Here is a 17,291-nt window from a genome sequence, read left to right on the forward strand (position 1 = left end):
CCTTTGCTGACGACAATAGCACGATGGCACCACCTGATCCCTTCCCGAACTCAGAAGTGAAACATCGTAGCGCCAATGGTAGTGTGGTTCGCCCATGTGAGAGTAGGTCATCGTCAGCTCTCTATTCCTGATTTGCCCCTTGATACTAACGTATCAAGGGGCTTTTCTTTGTGTGTTATTTCCTAAAGCTCAGATGCACCTGTCGGTAAATGGGCATATCAGACGATGGTAGAAGCGTTTGGCGCAAAGCCTGCGCCAATACGTATTCGCATGATGGGCGGCACTGTGCCAACAGCGGAGATTGTGGACGCCCTACAAGTGCCATTCGACATTGTGCCGCTAGTAAATGCCGACAATAATCAGCACACTGCGAATGAAAACATGCGGATGGGCAATTATATTAATGGCGTACGTACTCTTTATAGTTTAGTGACTAGTCCTTTATAAGTAGAGATAACGAAGAAGTTCTCAAAGATTTAGAAACTTCTTTAAATCAGTTTCTAGAGAGACCAATTAAATTAAAGGAGTATATTGGATACGTTAAAAATGATAACCTTCCATTCTCAGCTATAGGTAGTCTGTTGAAACCAAAAGAAAAAACAGGGTATAACGAGGTTCACATTGTGAGTGAAGAAGTAAATTTTTCAAAAGAGGTTTTTCAGCTTAAACGATCTGATGATATATATCCTATTACAATAGTTAGAGGGATGCATCATTCTGTAGCTGATAATCAGAGTGAGTTTGCATTTGAAATGGGACAGATTGCGTCGAATTCTCAATTTCATTTGCAATTGAACTCATTCAAAAGTCAAGTTGAAAAAATCTTGAAAGAAAAGGCACAAGAACTACCTGATTCGAAGTAAATATATATAGTAAATGTCTCAAAAAAATAGTTAACTTTTTTATTGTTTTAGTCAACTGCTTTTCCACAACTGAGCAAGGCGTTATGGCTCAAAATAAATTTATATTAAAGTCCTTCATAGTGACTAAATTATAGAGCTTGAACAACTCGGAAAAAGTTGTTCGAGTCGTAGTTGATATGATTGTCTGCTTTTATATCATAAAATTAATCCTTCAAAACAACTCACCCATCTCAAACTCTTCCTCAAAATCAAATCCCAACTGCTCACCTTTGCGTTGTCTCATTTGCTCGATACGTTGTTTACGTCCTACGATAAGCCGTAATACCTCGCGTTGCTGCTCTGTACTCATACTCAGCCACTGTTGGCGCTCAGTTCGACTGCGCAGGCAACCAAAGCAATAGCCTTTTTTGTTGCTTTGACAGACACCGATACAAGGGTTGTCAATGTCGAACAGCTCAAACTGTTGATTCATGGTAGCTCCATCGCTATTGCTATCATTCCTTTGATTGGCGCAAACTATTGTCATAGCCCATTATGTCGCAAATACTGAATAATAGTGTGCCGTTTTATTGTTACTATGTTTACTGGGCGGGTGCTATGCTGAGCTTTACTAGCCAATATAAGATAATCATAACAAAACTAATAAGTGAGATGAGACATGAACATAATTTATATTCATGGATTGGACAGCGATGCCAATTCTACTAAAGGGAGGCTGTTAGAAAAATACTGTCAGCAGTACCATCCTGATATCAATGTATTACGCCCTGATCTGAATCAATCGCCTGACCACGTTTTTAATCACATACTGTTCTTAATAGAAAGTGCCAATAATAAAAGCGAGCGTATTAAAAGCGCGCAGTTTGGAGCGGCAAATACGGTATTAGTAGGTAGTTCATTAGGTGGTTATTTTTCTACGCTAGTCAGTAATCATACCGGCTGTCCGGCGCTTTTATTAAACCCGAGTACTCAGCCACACGTTACCCTACAACGATTTGCCAATGAAGCCGTATCTGCTGATAGTGGCAAAGATACATCGTCCGACGATCATATTATCCATTCAACGGCAGGCGGCTGGGATATTACCAACGCGGATCTACAGTGGTTTGCCAATCATCCGTTATCGGCAGTAAACTATCCTAGCAAGGTCGCTGTCCTGATTAAAGCAGGCGATGAGCTATTAAATGCTGAATTGTCTAAAAGCTTTTACCAAACCCAAGGAGCAGCAGTGACGGTGCAAGCAGGGGGCGATCATCGATTTAGTGACTTTCATGAGCAATTACCGATGGTCATTAAACTGTTACAACAATTAGCCGATTAATCCAAGCTTGAGTAAACCGTTAAATAGACGACATTATATGACGTGAGCGACTGACTATTAACGTTAATGTCGCTGTTTTTCGTTATAATGGTTCAATAGAATTAAACGCACGTGAACAATTAAGGATGCATTTGTGAGTCAATATAATGCGCAATCATTAGAAGTTTTAGAAGGACTTGAGCCAGTTCGTCGTCGCCCCGGTATGTACACTGACACCACACGGCCCAATCATTTGGCGCAAGAGGTCATTGATAATTCGGTGGATGAAGCATTGGCGGGCTATGCAAAAACCATCAAGGTTCAGCTGCATAGTGATGGCTCGTTGTCAGTTGAAGATGATGGTCGCGGTATGCCGACCGATATTCACCCTGAATTTGGTCAATCAGGGATTGAGCTGATTTTGACCCGCTTGCATGCGGGTGGGAAGTTTTCAACCTCTAACTATGAGGTGTCAGGCGGTCTACATGGCGTGGGTATCTCGGTTGTCAATGCGCTATCCACACGTGTTGAAGTAACAGTATGGCGCGATAGTACGCAGTTTGAGATGGCGTTTGAAAACGGTGCAGCAGTGACACCTCTTACTGAAACCATTAGCTCAAATAAGCGTAAACGTGGTACTAGAGTGCATTTTTGGGCGGATGGCAGCTTCTTTGACACGCCTAAGTTTAATGTCAAACAACTCAAGCATAATTTAAAGGCTAAAGCAGTTTTAGCCGCGGGTCTCACGATTGAGTTCACTGATGATATTAATGATGAAAAGGTGGTTTGGCAGTTTACGGATGGCGTGGTTGAATATTTAAACGAGCAACTTGATGGTCTTGAAACCTTGCCCGAAGCCCCATTTTATTATAACCATGAAGCCAAAAATGGCGCGCGTGCGGGTATTACCTTTGCGCTATCTTGGTTGCCGGATGGTGGCACACCCATTCAAGAGAGCTATGTGAACCTGATTCCGACCGCTCAAGGTGGCACGCATGTTAATGGCTTGCGCACAGGTATTTTAGAAGCACTCCGTGAATTTTGTGACATCCATAACTTATTGCCTCGTAGTGTGAAGCTGACGGCAGAAGATGTCTGGGATGGGGTCAACTATATCTTGTCGCTTAAGTTTTCTGAGCCGCAGTTTTCTGGACAAACCAAAGAGCGTTTGTCGAGTCGTGAAGCGGCTGGCGCGGTACAGACGCTGGCAAAAGATGCTTTTAGCTTATGGCTTAACCAGCATGCTGATATGGGTGCTCAAATTGCCGAGCTGGCGATTAATAAAGCTGGCCGTCGTCTCAAATCGGCCAAAAAAGTCGCGCGTAAAAAAATCACACAGGGTCCTGCCTTACCGGGCAAATTAGCAGATTGTCGCGGGGATCTACGCGATGGTGCTGAGCTGTTCTTAGTAGAAGGTGACTCGGCGGGCGGCTCAGCCAAACAAGCCCGTGACCGCCATTATCAAGCAATACTACCGTTGCGTGGGAAGATTCTTAATACGTGGGAGGTGTCATCAGACACGGTACTCTCGAGCCAAGAGATTCATGACATCGCGATTGCGATCGGTGTCGATCCCGCCTCTGACGACTTGTCCGAGCTGCGCTATGACAAAGTATGTATCTTGGCGGATGCCGACTCTGATGGCTTGCATATTGCCACACTGATTTGCGCGTTATTCGTCAAACATTTCCCAGCACTGGTCGATGCCGGTCACTTATTTGTCGCCATGCCGCCATTATATCGAGTGGATGTGGGTAAAGAGGTGCATTATGCGTTAGATGAGCCTGAGCTGGAACATATTTTAGAAAATGTTCCTGGGAATAAAAAAGCTCAAATTACCCGCTTTAAAGGGCTTGGGGAGATGAGTGCAGAGCAGCTACGTGAAACCACGATGAACCGTGATACTCGGCGCTTAGTTCAGCTAGATATGGACGACATGGTGCTGACCAATAGTATTATGGACATGCTGTTGGCAAAAAAACGCGCGACTGATCGTAAGTCATGGCTTGAGAATAAAGGTAATTTGGCCAATATCCCTTAGAAAGCTTTATTAGTCTTTTCGCTGTTAGATTTCCATTTATAGCAGTTGATAAATGCGTAAGCTGGCAAGTAATAAAAGCTGATAAAATTCAACGTGGTAACAGACGCTTAATGCTATTATGTAGGCATCTTTTATTATACGGTGCCGTCATGACATCAAGTTTTTTTAAGGGTTCTAAAACGGTTGTTTCGCAGCCTAAACGCTCTAAAATACTGCCGAAGCTCAGCAAAAAACAGCTGGGTAACTTAGTCCCAAAACGAGGCGGTAAATTTACGCCAGTTATTGCAGCAATGCTGCTAAAAATGGCGGGCTGGCGCAATGTGGGTGAGATACCTAATATTCCGCAGGCCGTGGTACTGGCGCTGCCCCACACGTCTAATGTCGATGGAATTTACGCGATTCCAAGCTTGTTTGCCTTAGATGTAAACATCAGCATCATGGCTAAGCATACGCTATTTAAAGTGCCGGTGTTTGCGCAGCTGTTAAACTGGATAGGGGTCATTCCTATTGATCGGGGTAATAAAGGTTCAGTGCTGCAAGCCAGTATTGATAAGTTCAAAACTGGCGAACCTCTGTTTTTAGGGTTGGCGCCAGAGGGTACTCGTCAATACACTGAAACTTGGAAGACAGGTTTTTATTATTTAGCGTTAGGCGCGGGTGTCCCAATTCTACCCGTGGCCATGGACTATAAGACCAAAGAGGTGCGTTTTATGTCGCCGGTCTATCCTAGTGGCGATATCGACGCTGATTTGCCAAAAATCTATGCTCAGTATAAGGGGGTAGTACCAAGACATCCTGAGCGCTTATCGCAGCCGTTACAGGATATCAATAACGCGGCTGAATAAGGGTTGTGGCAGAGTTACTGACACTTATTTGGCTAAACGTTTATCACGGATCTTTAATGACTGATCTTTAATAACTGAGCTTAATAACCAAAACCCCTCCTGATAGTACATATCAGGGGGGGGTTACTGTCAGGTTACATGGGTTAAATATTTATCCATTCAAAATATCAGAGATGCTAAAAATTTGGCTGACCATTAGAGGCACTGACACCGCCATCAACAGGCAAGTTAACGCCTGTAATCATAGCCGCATCATCACTCGCTAAAAAAGTAATCGCGGCGGCAATATCTTCGGGCGTTGCCAGACGACCAAGGGCAGAGCGGGCAAAGAATTTATCCTGTTTCGCCTCATTGTCTTGAATGGCAGTCGTCATGTTTGTTTTAGTCACGCTTGGGTTGACGGCATTGACACGAACGCCATCCGGTCCATGGTCTAAGGCGAGAGTGCGCGTTAAATTGGTCACTCCAGCTTTGGCGGCATTGTAAGCGGCCATGTTCCAATCACCGCCCACCCCTGATAGTGATGAGACATTCACAATATTGCCTTTAGTTGCTATTAGATGCGGCATGACAGCTTGTGAGACATAAAAAGTCCCATTTAAATTGACATCAATGGCGGATTTCCAGTCCTCAGCAGATAGGTCTGTTATTTTTCCTTGCGTGGCTTTGCCCGCATTGTTGACCAAAATATCGATCTTTTCAAACTTATCTATCACAGCCTGGACCATCTCTTGTACTTGGCTTTGTACGCTAATGTCACACGTCACGGTCAGATAGTTGTCAGTGTGAATCCAAGAATGATCTTCCGGAAACTCTTGAGCGGTGGCTTGTAAGGTTTCAGGCGTGCGGCCTACTAAAACAACGCTGGCGCCTTCTTGAGCAAAGCGAATGGCGGTTGCCCGGCCAATACCTGAGCCTGCACCTGTGACGATAACCGTTTTTTCTTTAAAGCGTTTCATAATGTTCAATCCTTGTTATTATATGAGGGTCATTAAATAGTCTTAATACACGTACCTGTGATGGACAGCTTACAAGGAGTACGTGAGCGCAGTCTATAACTGTAAGACCTACGTACAAGCTATATTGCTTTGATATCATCATAACAATTCATTGCTATGAAAGCGACTGTGTCTGATAGCGCTTATGTAGCTTAAATTTTCGTGGCCAAAATATATCTGCCGTGCTCATAATAGGGATTTTATCTCATCATTAGCAATGTGCCACACAAGATAATAGAGGCATTCGATGATAAGGCAATAGGTAAGGACAACAGGGTAAAAAAAGTCATTCAGCTGAACTGGGCAAAGATCGCGCAGGATGTTGCCACCCGACTACCGATAGCTGAGCCTCATCACGTCATCGTCCTTGGTATTGATTTTATCACCGAGGCTAACGACACCTTTATCGACATCGACCTGTGGACCCAACCAGTTGCTGCGATGACCCAACGCGAGCGTCAGCTTACTAAACACGTGCAGCGACTTAAACAGCAAATAGCGTCGTAAACGGCGAGAACAGGTCAAACGTTTGTAAAAAGCAAACAATCCAGTAAATTGTCTCAAGTGCGGCTACCCTTATCTATTCCTGCTCGTAAAGGCTATCTATTCCTGCTCGTAAAGGCGAGTCTTAGTTGTAGCAAAGTGGTTTTTTTAGAGGCCACTCATCAGTAAAATGATCAAAGATTTAAGACCTCTATTTCCATAAAAAAAGACAGCTTAAGCTGTCTTTTTTGTATTTTAGACTAAAGAATAATGAATAACTACTTATTATTGAAGTCGTCGTTAAGACCGCTTCCAGGCAGTAATTTGTCATTATTGATTGTATTGTTGTCATCCACGTTATCGTTGTGAATGTCATCAGTATTAACGTGAGGTGTGTCCACTACATCCGTACGCAAGTCAGTCGTTGACGTGCTTGTCGTTGTTGGTGTACTTGATGCAGTCGGCGTGTTTTCACGAACTGAATCAGCAACTTTATCTGCAGTGTCTGATGTGGTCTTAGTGTGACGCGTGGTTTTTACTTTAAGACCAGTGCGTTCTTCTTCTACCTTATCCTGCATCTTGCGTAGGAAGCGGGCGGCTGCTTCTTGACCGCCAAGACCAAATGATAGTGCAAAGGCGACAGCGACAGCGCCTAGTGTCAGACCAAATGCTAGATTAACGATCGAATCAGCGATACCCATCGCCTTGAGACCCATCGCAAGTACCAAGCCCATGATCAATACACGTACGATATTGGCTAGAAACTGTGAGCCTTGCTCAGAACGCTCAACGACTCCAGCAATGATATTGGCAAGCCAAAAGCCAATAAATAGAATGATGGCGCCTAAGATGATATTGGCACCAAAAGCGATAAACATCGTGATGATGGCTGAGATAGCTTCAAACCCTAATAGATCAGCGGCGGCGATAGCAGCAAACAACATGGCAAAGAAGATAATTGCATAGGCAACGAGGTCAGAGATTTTCTGGTTACCCATGGTTTCTTGCAGGCCAACCTTGGCTGGCAGCTGATTAACCTCGGTATTTTCGATTAGACCTTTGACAATGTTAGCGACCATACGTACGACGTAGAAAGTGACCACTAGGATAGCCGCTGCCATAAAGATGTTTGGTAGCGCTTCCATGATTTTGTTTAGCATGTTCGTCGCCGGACGAGCAATGACTTCGATTTTCAGAGCGTTTAGTGCTGCAATAATAGTTGGGATGATAATCACTAAAAATGCTAATGAACCCGCAATATTTGGTAGGCTATTCTGTTCGCTCAAGCCTGCTTTTGACGCAAGTTCTTGTACATTAAAAGTAGAAACAAGGTTGGTCACAATGCCGCGTACGACTTTCGCAATGATATAACCGACCACGAAAACCACACCAGCAATGATAATGTTAGGAATAAAGCTAAAGATTTTATCCACCATATTCGTCAATGGAGCAAATAAACCATCAAGCTCTAACTGGCCAAGTACCATGGTCAAAACCACCAATAAGATAAACCAATAAACCATATCAGCAATCGTGCTGCTCATTGGTTTTACGCCAGCTCGCGCACTCAAACGCTCATCCATTGACGTTTTGGCTAGGGCTGCATTGATCGCTGTGCGGGCAACTGTCGCCACCACCCAACCAATCACACCAATGGCGATAGCACCGATCAGGTTAGGAATAAACGCCAATACTTGGTTGACCATATTTGCAAATGGTGCCGAAATAGAGTTTAAATTCAATTGGCTAAGTGCCCCAGAGATCGCGATGATAAAAATAAACCAAAAAACAATCTTAGAGATAATCCCCTCAAGATCGTAGGTTTTACCTGTTGACGAGTTCATACGTTGGTTTAAGTTAACTTTGGCTAACACTCCGCGGACCAGAGCTGCGATGCCAAGGGCCACCAACCAACCGATGATAAAAATTAAAATAGCGCCGATAATAGAACCAATAGGTCCACCCAAATAACCATTGAACGATGTATACGTTGGGTTCATCTTATCCTCCTTGAAGCATCATATAAAAGCCGCTAAAAAATATGCAGATAGCTATTAGTGAGCGGAACCAATATATAGATGATTATAATAAATAGTAATTTTTTAATTAAGTTAGGCGGCGATATTACAATTTTTGAGGATATAGTCTTATCAAAAGTATCGGTTTGCCTCATCTTGATAGCGTTAATACCAAACTCTAAATAACCATGATAAAAATTTACGCTCAATTACTTATCACCTTAACTTATTCAGCTTAGCTTATGTATTGCTGGTTTTAAAGATAGAAAGCTTAACGTGAGACTGTATTTGTGTGATAACTTGTTATTATGATGAGGTATATTTACATAGACTGTACATTCGCCCGATAATTTCATCCCAAATATGGCTCCTAAAACTAAGATTTGTTATGATAGAAGCATGTGACATCTCGCCACTATTCTTACAATTTGAGAGTACTTTATGAAAAAAATCACTACTTTAAGCGTTAGTGCACTTGCGAGTGCTATGTTATTGATCACGGGTTGTAGCACCAATAACGGCAACCAAGAGACAGCCGCTCAAAGCGTTTCTATCACCGAACAAAGCTCAGCAAATGAAAAAGTAGGTTATAGTTTGGGTTATATGATGGCTGAAGGGAATAAAGAAGCGGTCGGTGATCTAAACCTTGACACTTTTGAACAAGGCTTCCGTGATGGTTACGAAGGTAACGAATCCGCGTTGACGCAAGAGCAGATGCAAGAAGTATTGATGACGTATCAAAAAGAGCAAGAAGAGAAGTTTGTTAAAGATATGGAATCAAAAGCGGCAGAAAACAAAACCAAGGGCGCAGCCTTCTTAGCCGAAAACGCTAAGAAAGAGGGCGTAACAGAAACGGCTTCTGGTTTACAGTATAAAGTCATCGAAGCTGGTACGGGTCAATCACCAAAAGCCACTGACGTGGTCGAAGTAAACTACGAAGGTAAATTGATTGATGGTACGGTATTTGATAGCTCTTATGAGCGTGGTGAGCCAATTGAGTTCCCATTAAATCAAGTCATCGCTGGCTGGACGGAAGGGCTTCAGTTGATGAAAGAGGGCGGTAAATACGAGTTTTATATCCCATCAGACATCGCTTATGGCGAAGCGGGTAACGCAGGTATTGAGCCAAATAGCACGCTCATCTTTACGGTTGAGCTATTAGACGTAAAATAATGCATTATTAGCTAAGCATTGCTAGAGAATAAAAAGCCTTCATAGCGACTATGAAGGCTTTTTTATGGATGAACTGGTTGCATTTGAGTGTTGTCAGTCTGTTAAAAAAGTGTAGTAGCTCATAAATGCGTTGTCAGTTCGGCATTAGTTACAGATTTTTTTGGAATACTTTGGAGTTGCGACCGTTGTGGTATTTTTCTTGACGTGATTCCGGTAGGGCGCTGGCCTCAACTTCAGCAAAGCCTTGTTCGACGAACCAATGGGCTGTACGAGTGGTCAAAACAAATAACTTATGCAGACCATGACTGCGTGCTTGTTGCTCTAAAAATGCTAATAAGTCAGCGCCACGGCTTCCGCTACGATACTCAGGATGTACGGCCACACAAGCCACTTCTGCTGAGTCTGCATCTAGGGGATAAAGGGCGGCACAGCCTAAAATCATACCATCACGCTCAATGACACTATAGTGATCAATCTCTTGCTCTAAGCGCTCACGCGAGCGGCTGACTAAAATGCCTTGTTCTTCCAGAGGTGATAACAGCTCAATAAGCCCGACCACATCGTCAATATTGGCACGACGAATTTCTTCATAAGGATCATGGCTAATAAGGGTGCCAGAACCATCACGGGTAAATAGCTCCTCTAGGAGCGCGCCATCTTTGGCATAGGAAATAATATGCGTACGATGAACACCTTGGCGGCAAGCATTACTGGCGCAGCTTAAAAAGTAGTTAATCTCACAGTTTAAATCACGATCACGTAAAAAGCGGTCGACTTCGTTTGGAATCATTTCGCGTAACAGGCGGTCGTCGTGATTGATGCCAGCCTCTTCACCCAAAAATATGAGCTTATCAGCACCCAGTGCCACGGCTGCGCTAAGCGCCACATCTTCAGCCAGTAAATTAAAGACTTCACCAGTGGCTGAATAGCCCATTGAACCTAAAATCACGATATGGTCGTGTAAAAGGTTATTTTTGATGGCTTCCACATCGATAGAGCGTACTTCCCCCGTCATTTGGTAATCGACACCATCACGGATACCATAAGGGCGTGCGGTGACAAAATTCCCTGATATGGCATCGATGCGCGAGCCGTACATAGGGGAGTTGGCCAGTCCCATCGACAGCTGTGCTTCAATTTGCAAGCGAATCGCCCCTACCGCTTGTAAAATAGCGGGCATCGCGACCCTTGGGGTAATGCGAATGTCTTGATGTAGTGGGGAGGCGATACCGGTATTTTTTAGATTATTCTCAATTTGCGGTCGCGCCCCATGCACCAACACGAGCTTGATACCTAAGCTATGTAACAAAGCGAAATCGTGTATCAGAGTGCTAAAGTTAGGATGATTGACCGCCTCTCCCCCAAACATAATCACGAACGTTTTGCCGCGATGGGTATTAATGTAGGGAGCGGAGTTACGAAACCAATGGACGTATTCAGGGTTGATTTGTGGCATAGCGCTAGTAGTCATAATAGGAGCAGTGATTGTCAGAAAAAGAAAAAGGGCGCAGCAAAAAAATGCCTATCGCTAAAGATTTACCATAGCAAAAAACGCCGTTATGAGCTATCTTTTATTTCATAGTGTTCATCAATGCTGATCAGGGATTGACTATATACACAACCTCTACACGGGGTTAGTGTACGTACAAACGCTTTTTGTTATGCTAAACGCTATTGCTTTACCAGCTGCGTTTTACCGATATATTAACTAGGGATAATGAAAGTCATGAAAAAGAATAACCAATTTGCTAGTCCATTTAGTGCTTGGAGCGGCCATCGCTTGTTTCACGTTGTTGCTGGTACGCTCATCGGTGCCATGGTAGTAACGCAAGCTTCAGCAATGCTGCCGACGCCAGAACAAGCGGTTGATGGGTCAGTGGCTATGCAGGCAAGTGCCAATCAAAGCAGTAACTCAAGTGCGCAAGCCGTCAATAGTAAAATTACCGCGTCACTGATTAGTACGGACGCAAATGGTCAAGAAGTTTTGGTTCCTGTAAATGCCAGCACACGCTTGCAATCAGGGAATGTTTTAGAGTATCAAGGGTATTTTACCAATACCAATGCGGATCGAGTCCGTAAGATGACAGTGACGATGAGTATCCCTGAGCAAGTAGAATTATTGAAGACGGTATCTCCTGATTTTCCATATGGCAGTGTCGATGGCAACAATTTTGCGCGTATGCCACTACGTACAAAGGTTGATAATCAGCTACAAGATGTCGCAATGAAGTATTACAAAGCGGTTCGTTGGGATCTTGAAGGTGTGGGCCTCAATGACACAGTCGTGGTTAAGTATCGCGCGCGCGTTAAGTAAGTAGACGTTTAATATAATTTTTTGCTTAATTGTCATGGATAAAATCAAAAAAGCACCACAGCTTTAAACTGTGGTGCTTTTTTTTCGTCAAAATCTAGAGATTTTTATCAGGGCTGCTTATCAATAAATCAGAGAGTCGCGTATTTACTGTCAGATTTCTGTTTGATTAACTGTTTAATGGCATAAATTTGTGAAGTCGTGGCTTGCGTGCCCGCGGTAATCAAAGCTTGGCGCTGACTGGTATCTATTGAGCTGATGTGACCCACGTCAGGGGTAATGACAATGTCAGCACGATCCCGTTCATGACGCATTGATAAGGCGCGATTGGTGTTTGGCTGAGTGGTGATATTATGCTCTAAAAATCCCCAAAAGCTGCTCATTGAATTGAAGGTTGATATGCGCTTGAGAGCAAAAGAGCGGTTATTAGCAGTGGTCACATCAACAGCAATGATAACGTCAGCGCCCAAAGCACGGGCACTATCAACTGGTACCAAGCTCACCACACCGCCGTCGATGTATTTTTTGCCCACTTTTTCTGGAATACGTGGGGCGATAAAAATATTGGGCACGCTACAGGAAGCTTGGACGGCCAGTCCGGCATTCCCTGAGGTAAAGACAGTCTTTTTTAACGTGTGCTTTTCCGCAGCGACCGCCGCAAAGCCGATTGGGAAGTCTTCTATTGCTCGTCCATCCACTTTGTTATTGATAAAATTTCTGAGTTTGAAGCCCTCGACAAAACCTTGGTTAGATAAGACAAAGTCTGTTAACTCGTTATCAGCCGTCGTCAGTGCTAAATGCTCAAGCTGCGCTGGTGTATAGCCACTGGCATATAGGCTGCCAACCAAGCTGCCGACGCTGGTACCAACGATGAGCGTCGGCGTAATACCGTTCTCTTCTAATGCTTTAATCACCCCGATATGAGCAAAGCCCTTGGCTCCGCCACCACCCAAAACTAACGCAACACTAGGTGACGCTATTGCAGGTGCTTTAATCGTTGGGGTCACTGTGCTACAAGCACTCATAAATAGTGTCAATGCTATAAGTGTGCTCACATGCGTTACTACTGAATGATGACGGTATAGATGCGAAACGAAAGAAGCAGGCATAAAAAAGACCTTATATAATTGCCATAATCTAGCAAAGAAGACAGCAGTTATTGGTATGATATAACTGAAGTCATGTTTTATCGCGCACTGATTATTACGCTTATAACACACGGTACGTTGTAACATAAGTTAGTCGCGTATATAAAGTTTAAAAACCTTATCTTTAGGATCTTTGATGCCCACATCGGTTAGCCACTCTTCAATTAGTCCATCAGACTATCCTAGGTCTGAGCCACCAGTCTCGGCGTTAGATATGCCAGTTACTGCGCTGGCTGGTGTGGGTGTAAAAGTGGCCGAACAATTAGAACAGCTGAGCATCAAACGAATATTTGATTTGCTGCTGCATCTGCCACGTGCTTATGAGGATCGCAGTCGATTATTGTCTATCGCAGAGGTGGCTCATGGGCAATCGGCGTTAATCACAGGACGTGTGGTACACGTTGATGCCAAACGCAGCGGTATGACAGTGGTGGTAGATGATGATACTGGCACCATGTCTCTGCGCTTCTTTAAGGTTTATCGTGGTCTGGCCCAGACCATGAGCCTAGGCACATGGTTGCAACTGTTCGGTGAAGTCAAAGTCAGTCGTTATGGTAAACAGATGCATCATCCTGAATATCACATCATTACTGATAACGCCGCTATTACCAATACAGGTTTGCAGCCCATTTATCCAAGCGTCAAAGGCTTACATCAGAATAAGCTGCGCACATTGATCAAGCTTGCATTACAGACCGTGCGCAGTCAAGGCCTGCCAATGACACTATTGACAGCGGCAGATTTTTCAGTCGTGGCTGACTTACCCTTAGTGCCTTTTGAGCCGACTAAGTCGCTTACGACAGAGCCAGACTATCCAGAAGATATCTTCTCCACATTGGCGCGTAGTGTGCCAGATAACAGTCTCAATCAAACCAATACAACGGCTTATGATGCCAATCATAATGTCATTACCGAAGCCGTTAGGGTGGCCAATAATAATGTCTATAATTTGACGATATTTGAAGCACTGGTGTTACTGCATACGCCGCCCACTTATACCGATGCGGGTCAGCAGTATAAATTGTTAACGCAATTAAGTGCGCGCACGCACGCTGCTTGTCAGCGTTTAATCATTGAGGAGCTGACGGCTCATCAGCTCAGTTTATTATATCGCCGCCAGCAATTGCATCAGCATAAGGCGCCCAAGTGTGCCACTAAAAGTCCATTGGCTGAGCAATTATTTGCTGCATTGCCTTTTGACTTAACGGGCGCACAAAAAAGAGTGATGAGAGACATCACGACTGATATGGCAACCTCGATCCCTATGCTGCGACTGGTACAAGGGGATGTGGGCGCTGGCAAGACGTTGGTAGCAGCAGGGGCAGCAGGCTATGCTCTTGATAGCGGCTGGCAAGTGGCAGTTATGGCACCGACGGAGATTTTGGCAGAGCAGCATTTACTTAACTTTAAACACTGGTTTGAACCGTTAGGTATTGGGGTGGGTTGGCTTGCGGGTAAGCAAACCGCAAAGCAGCGCCGTGAAGCGTTAGAAGCGGTGGCAGAAAACACGGTACAGATCGTCGTTGGTACTCATGCGCTGTTTCAAGAGCAGGTGCAATTTGCCAAATTGGGGCTGGTTATTATTGATGAGCAGCATCGGTTTGGCGTCGAGCAGCGTATGGCATTGACCAATAAAGGCGTGGCCAACAGTACGCCGCATCAGCTGATTATGACGGCAACGCCGATTCCGCGTACGCTTGCGATGAGTGTCTACGGCGAAATGGATACCTCGATTATCGATGAGTTACCGCCTGGGCGGACCCCGATTACTACCGTGACGATTGACCGCAATCGCCGTGATGATGTCATTGAGCGTATTGCGATTAACTGCGAAGCTGGCAGGCAAGCATATTGGGTGTGCTCACTGGTAGAAGAGTCTAGTGTGCTCGATGCGCAAGCGGCGGAAGCGACTTATGAAGATTTAAACGAGCGGTTAAATATTCGTATTGGGCTGGTACATGGCAAAATGAAATCAGCAGACAAACAAGCCATCATGCAATCTTTTAAAGCAGGTCATCTGGATTTACTGATTGCTACCACGGTCATTGAAGTTGGCGTCGATGTGCCCAATGCCTCATTAATGGTCATCGAAAATGCAGAACGATTGGGTCTATCGCAATTACATCAATTGCGCGGGCGCGTTGGACGTGGCTCAACCAAAAGCTACTGTGTTCTGCTCTACCAAAAGCCCTTGTCTGAAACGGGGACTGAGCGCCTAAACGTTCTACGTGATAGTACAGACGGCTTTGTCATTGCGCAAAAAGACTTAGAGCTACGCGGACCGGGAGAGCTGTTGGGTAAACGGCAAACGGGCAATGTGGGTTATTACTTGGCCGATCTCATCCGTGATGAGCAGCTATTTGCCATAGCACAGCGGTTGGCCAAGCATTTGATTGCAGACCCAGCGCGCAAAGCTGATGTCAGCCAGCTTATTCATCGCTGGATGCCAGAGGCGAGTCGTTATACTAATGCCTAACCGAGGTTTTTTAGCTTTATTTTGACGTTTCATTCACTCCTTTATCTTTCCTTGTCAGAATCATGTATGCGCCAGTGTAAATAATAAATGTCGAGCTAGTGGAATCAACCTTTTTTATCCAAACTCCTCTACGGACTAAACTTATAAACTGGACTTTTAGTATTTTTTATCAACTAATATTGACTTATGTGTTCGCTAATTATTATTGATATGTGGTTGTCAGTGTGGCAGCTTATGATACTAGATCGCTATTTTATGACCTCCACATTTGCTCATGTTTGATCGTCATAACGTATTTTTTAGAACAACGAGTTAATCAGCAAGACAGCAATTGTGGGTGTAACGACTGCTAACAGGACGTTAGCAGTTTTCAGTATTGTTAGTGCACTTAGGGGTTATTTAATAGTGATCGGGTTTACTATTTATTTAACTGTTTGAATGTCAATACAAGGATGTGTCATGAAAAAAACGTTCATCTTCGCTTGCGCTGTTGTGAGCCCACTGTTATTTAGTCAAGCTGCATTTGCTGAGTTTGACTATTTTAAGACAGATGGTAGTTTTAAGCGCTTTTCAGTGTCTGCTGGTTGGTTGCATGCAGCGCCACAAGGTGATGCCAATGCGTTAAAAAACACCACTGCTATCAAAGATGGTACCGTGGCAGATAATGGAAGCGTACGGGTTTCAACGGTTAGAGAGGTCATTGATCCTGATCAAGATGCAGTAACGTTAGGAGCTGTAAATGGACTCTTAGGTATCTTGCCTGCTAATACCGATCTGGGAGCGTTGGGTGCATCAGGCACTACCAAAGTTAATGGCTTAGAAAGCTGGACCAGTGCTGGGACTGGCCTTGAGTCCGATGATGTCGATACGGTAGGTTTACTGTTTAACTACTATCTGGATGACAACTGGTCAGTAGAGTTTAAAGCTGGTGTGCCGCCAAAAGTGGATATTATGGGTAAGGGGCAGGTCTTTGCGCCTTTCACTGGCGAGGTTACCGCTAGTGGGGTAGGCTCAGGATTACCAGAGTTTGATATCAAAAAAGACATTCCGATTACCGATTTAGAGCAAGGTAGTGGTGTCGCATCAACGGCGCGGGCGTGGTTACCAGCCGCTGGTATACAGTATCAATTTGGCCAGTCTGGCGTCAATAAATTCCGCCCTTATGTCGTGGCAGGGGTCATGTACGCCTATTTTAATGATATCGAACTTAATGATGGTATTCGTCAGGATTTAGAGCGCGCAGGCGATCAGATTCAAAATATCAAAGATGGTAAAGCTGGTGCTGCTCTAGAGAATCTAAAGTCTAGTAGTGGTATGCATGTCGATGTTGACGCAGAGAGTGCTTTTGCGCCTATCCTGACAATTGGCGCTACCTATGACTTTAATGACAGATGGTTTGGTGTGGGTTCTTTGTCCTACGCAAAACTCGATAGTGAGACGACTATCACTGTCAAAAACGATGCAGGTGAAGAGCTTATTCGCTCAAAGTCTAATCTGGATATCGATCCGTACATTAGTTATCTTGGCGTCGGCTATCGTTTCTAATTCATTCTGTGCAAAAGATAACGTACTTAGCTAATGATAACGCACATTCTTAAGGGTGTGCGTTGTGTTATGGGGCTGGCCTGTTTTTAG

15 protein-coding genes and 1 rRNA gene are annotated in these 17,291 nt (G+C 44.3%); 11 read left to right on the forward strand and 5 right to left on the reverse strand.

The annotated features are described in order from the left end of the window. Positions 1 to 5: 5 nt before the first annotated feature. From rrf to DVY93_RS08360, 3 genes are all read left to right on the forward strand, one after another. Positions 6 to 119: ribosomal RNA gene (rrf, locus tag DVY93_RS08350) — 5S ribosomal RNA — on the forward strand. 106 nt (positions 120 to 225) lie between these two features. Further along, complete coding sequence (locus DVY93_RS08355) at positions 226 to 447, forward strand: hypothetical protein (RefSeq protein WP_230710254.1); 222 nt, start codon at positions 226 to 228, stop codon at positions 445 to 447. Between the two features lie 176 nt (positions 448 to 623). Beyond that, positions 624 to 863: a hypothetical protein gene (locus tag DVY93_RS08360; protein WP_230710256.1), complete on the forward strand. Its 240-nt coding sequence runs from the start codon at positions 624 to 626 to the stop codon at positions 861 to 863. Positions 864 to 1,074: 211 nt separating this feature from the next. Here the strand turns inward: DVY93_RS08360 and DVY93_RS08365 are convergent, their stop codons facing one another. Continuing rightward, complete coding sequence (locus DVY93_RS08365) at positions 1,075 to 1,335, reverse strand: DUF1289 domain-containing protein (RefSeq protein WP_230710258.1); 261 nt, start codon at positions 1,333 to 1,335, stop codon at positions 1,075 to 1,077. A gap of 186 nt (positions 1,336 to 1,521) precedes the next feature. Here DVY93_RS08365 and DVY93_RS08370 point away from each other — a divergent pair, with 186 nt between their 5' ends. The 3 genes from DVY93_RS08370 to DVY93_RS08380 all read left to right on the forward strand — a co-directional run bounded on the left by DVY93_RS08370 (position 1,522) and on the right by DVY93_RS08380 (position 5,049). Continuing rightward, positions 1,522 to 2,184 carry a YqiA/YcfP family alpha/beta fold hydrolase gene (locus DVY93_RS08370; RefSeq protein WP_230710260.1) on the forward strand — a complete coding sequence of 221 codons (663 nt, stop codon included), beginning with the start codon at positions 1,522 to 1,524 and terminating at the stop codon, positions 2,182 to 2,184. A 133-nt stretch (positions 2,185 to 2,317) separates the two neighbouring features. Continuing rightward, a complete protein-coding gene (gene parE / locus DVY93_RS08375) occupies positions 2,318 to 4,204 on the forward strand; it encodes a DNA topoisomerase IV subunit B (protein WP_230710262.1) in 1,887 nt (628 codons plus the stop codon). Positions 4,205 to 4,353: 149 nt separating this feature from the next. Continuing rightward, the gene (locus tag DVY93_RS08380; RefSeq protein ID WP_230710264.1) at positions 4,354 to 5,049 is read left to right on the forward strand and encodes a lysophospholipid acyltransferase family protein; all 696 of its coding nucleotides are present in this window, start codon (positions 4,354 to 4,356) and stop codon (positions 5,047 to 5,049) included. A 176-nt stretch (positions 5,050 to 5,225) separates the two neighbouring features. Here the strand turns inward: DVY93_RS08380 and DVY93_RS08385 are convergent, their stop codons facing one another. After that, a complete protein-coding gene (locus tag DVY93_RS08385; protein ID WP_193006473.1) occupies positions 5,226 to 6,008 on the reverse strand; it encodes an SDR family NAD(P)-dependent oxidoreductase in 783 nt (260 codons plus the stop codon). 258 nt (positions 6,009 to 6,266) lie between these two features. Between DVY93_RS08385 and DVY93_RS08390 the strand changes: the two genes are divergently transcribed. Then, a complete protein-coding gene (locus DVY93_RS08390) occupies positions 6,267 to 6,554 on the forward strand; it encodes a hypothetical protein (protein WP_230710266.1) in 288 nt (95 codons plus the stop codon). A gap of 254 nt (positions 6,555 to 6,808) precedes the next feature. Here DVY93_RS08390 and DVY93_RS08395 read toward each other — a convergent pair whose 3' ends face one another. Then, complete coding sequence (locus tag DVY93_RS08395) at positions 6,809 to 8,530, reverse strand: mechanosensitive ion channel (RefSeq protein WP_230710268.1); 1,722 nt, start codon at positions 8,528 to 8,530, stop codon at positions 6,809 to 6,811. A gap of 459 nt (positions 8,531 to 8,989) precedes the next feature. Between DVY93_RS08395 and DVY93_RS08400 the strand changes: the two genes are divergently transcribed. Then, complete coding sequence (locus DVY93_RS08400) at positions 8,990 to 9,721, forward strand: FKBP-type peptidyl-prolyl cis-trans isomerase (protein WP_193006475.1); 732 nt, start codon at positions 8,990 to 8,992, stop codon at positions 9,719 to 9,721. A 148-nt stretch (positions 9,722 to 9,869) separates the two neighbouring features. Here the strand turns inward: DVY93_RS08400 and argA are convergent, their stop codons facing one another. Continuing rightward, entirely contained in the window at positions 9,870 to 11,192 is a 1,323-nt protein-coding gene (gene argA / locus DVY93_RS08405; RefSeq protein WP_193006476.1) for an amino-acid N-acetyltransferase, read from the reverse strand. Positions 11,193 to 11,447: 255 nt separating this feature from the next. Here argA and DVY93_RS08410 point away from each other — a divergent pair, with 255 nt between their 5' ends. Further along, positions 11,448 to 12,035, forward strand: a complete 588-nt coding sequence (locus DVY93_RS08410) for a hypothetical protein (RefSeq protein ID WP_198334384.1) — start codon at positions 11,448 to 11,450, stop codon at positions 12,033 to 12,035. Positions 12,036 to 12,163: 128 nt separating this feature from the next. Here the strand turns inward: DVY93_RS08410 and DVY93_RS08415 are convergent, their stop codons facing one another. Next, positions 12,164 to 13,141 carry a patatin-like phospholipase family protein gene (locus DVY93_RS08415; protein WP_230710270.1) on the reverse strand — a complete coding sequence of 326 codons (978 nt, stop codon included), beginning with the start codon at positions 13,139 to 13,141 and terminating at the stop codon, positions 12,164 to 12,166. Positions 13,142 to 13,316: 175 nt separating this feature from the next. Here DVY93_RS08415 and recG point away from each other — a divergent pair, with 175 nt between their 5' ends. Then, positions 13,317 to 15,656 (forward strand): ATP-dependent DNA helicase RecG, encoded by a 2,340-nt coding sequence (gene recG / locus DVY93_RS08420; RefSeq protein WP_230710272.1) that lies wholly within the window; start codon positions 13,317 to 13,319, stop codon positions 15,654 to 15,656. Positions 15,657 to 16,115: 459 nt separating this feature from the next. Next, positions 16,116 to 17,201, forward strand: a complete 1,086-nt coding sequence (locus DVY93_RS08425) for an OmpW/AlkL family protein (protein WP_230710273.1) — start codon at positions 16,116 to 16,118, stop codon at positions 17,199 to 17,201. The last annotated feature ends 90 nt before the right edge of the window (positions 17,202 to 17,291 follow it).

Origin of the sequence: Psychrobacter sp. CCUG 69069, from assembly GCF_021023115.1 — a bacterium.
GTDB classification, from domain to species: domain Bacteria; phylum Pseudomonadota; class Gammaproteobacteria; order Pseudomonadales; family Moraxellaceae; genus Psychrobacter; species Psychrobacter namhaensis.

Bases quoted from the DNA above. Each gene is read 5' to 3' on its own strand.
- DVY93_RS08355 (WP_230710254.1), top strand. From the start codon at position 226: ATGGTAGAAGCGTTTGGCGCAAAGCCTGCGCCAATACGTATTCGCATG.
- DVY93_RS08365 (WP_230710258.1), bottom strand. From the start codon at position 1,335: ATGAATCAACAGTTTGAGCTGTTCGACATTGACAACCCTTGTATCGGT.
- DVY93_RS08370 (WP_230710260.1), top strand. From the start codon at position 1,522: ATGAACATAATTTATATTCATGGATTGGACAGCGATGCCAATTCTACT.
- DVY93_RS08380 (WP_230710264.1), top strand. From the start codon at position 4,354: ATGACATCAAGTTTTTTTAAGGGTTCTAAAACGGTTGTTTCGCAGCCT.
- DVY93_RS08385 (WP_193006473.1), bottom strand. From the start codon at position 6,008: ATGAAACGCTTTAAAGAAAAAACGGTTATCGTCACAGGTGCAGGCTCA.
- DVY93_RS08395 (WP_230710268.1), bottom strand. From the start codon at position 8,530: ATGAACCCAACGTATACATCGTTCAATGGTTATTTGGGTGGACCTATT.
- DVY93_RS08400 (WP_193006475.1), top strand. From the start codon at position 8,990: ATGAAAAAAATCACTACTTTAAGCGTTAGTGCACTTGCGAGTGCTATG.
- argA (WP_193006476.1), bottom strand. From the start codon at position 11,192: ATGACTACTAGCGCTATGCCACAAATCAACCCTGAATACGTCCATTGG.
- DVY93_RS08410 (WP_198334384.1), top strand. From the start codon at position 11,448: ATGAAAAAGAATAACCAATTTGCTAGTCCATTTAGTGCTTGGAGCGGC.
- DVY93_RS08415 (WP_230710270.1), bottom strand. From the start codon at position 13,141: ATGCCTGCTTCTTTCGTTTCGCATCTATACCGTCATCATTCAGTAGTA.
- recG (WP_230710272.1), top strand. From the start codon at position 13,317: ATGCCCACATCGGTTAGCCACTCTTCAATTAGTCCATCAGACTATCCT.
- DVY93_RS08425 (WP_230710273.1), top strand. From the start codon at position 16,116: ATGAAAAAAACGTTCATCTTCGCTTGCGCTGTTGTGAGCCCACTGTTA.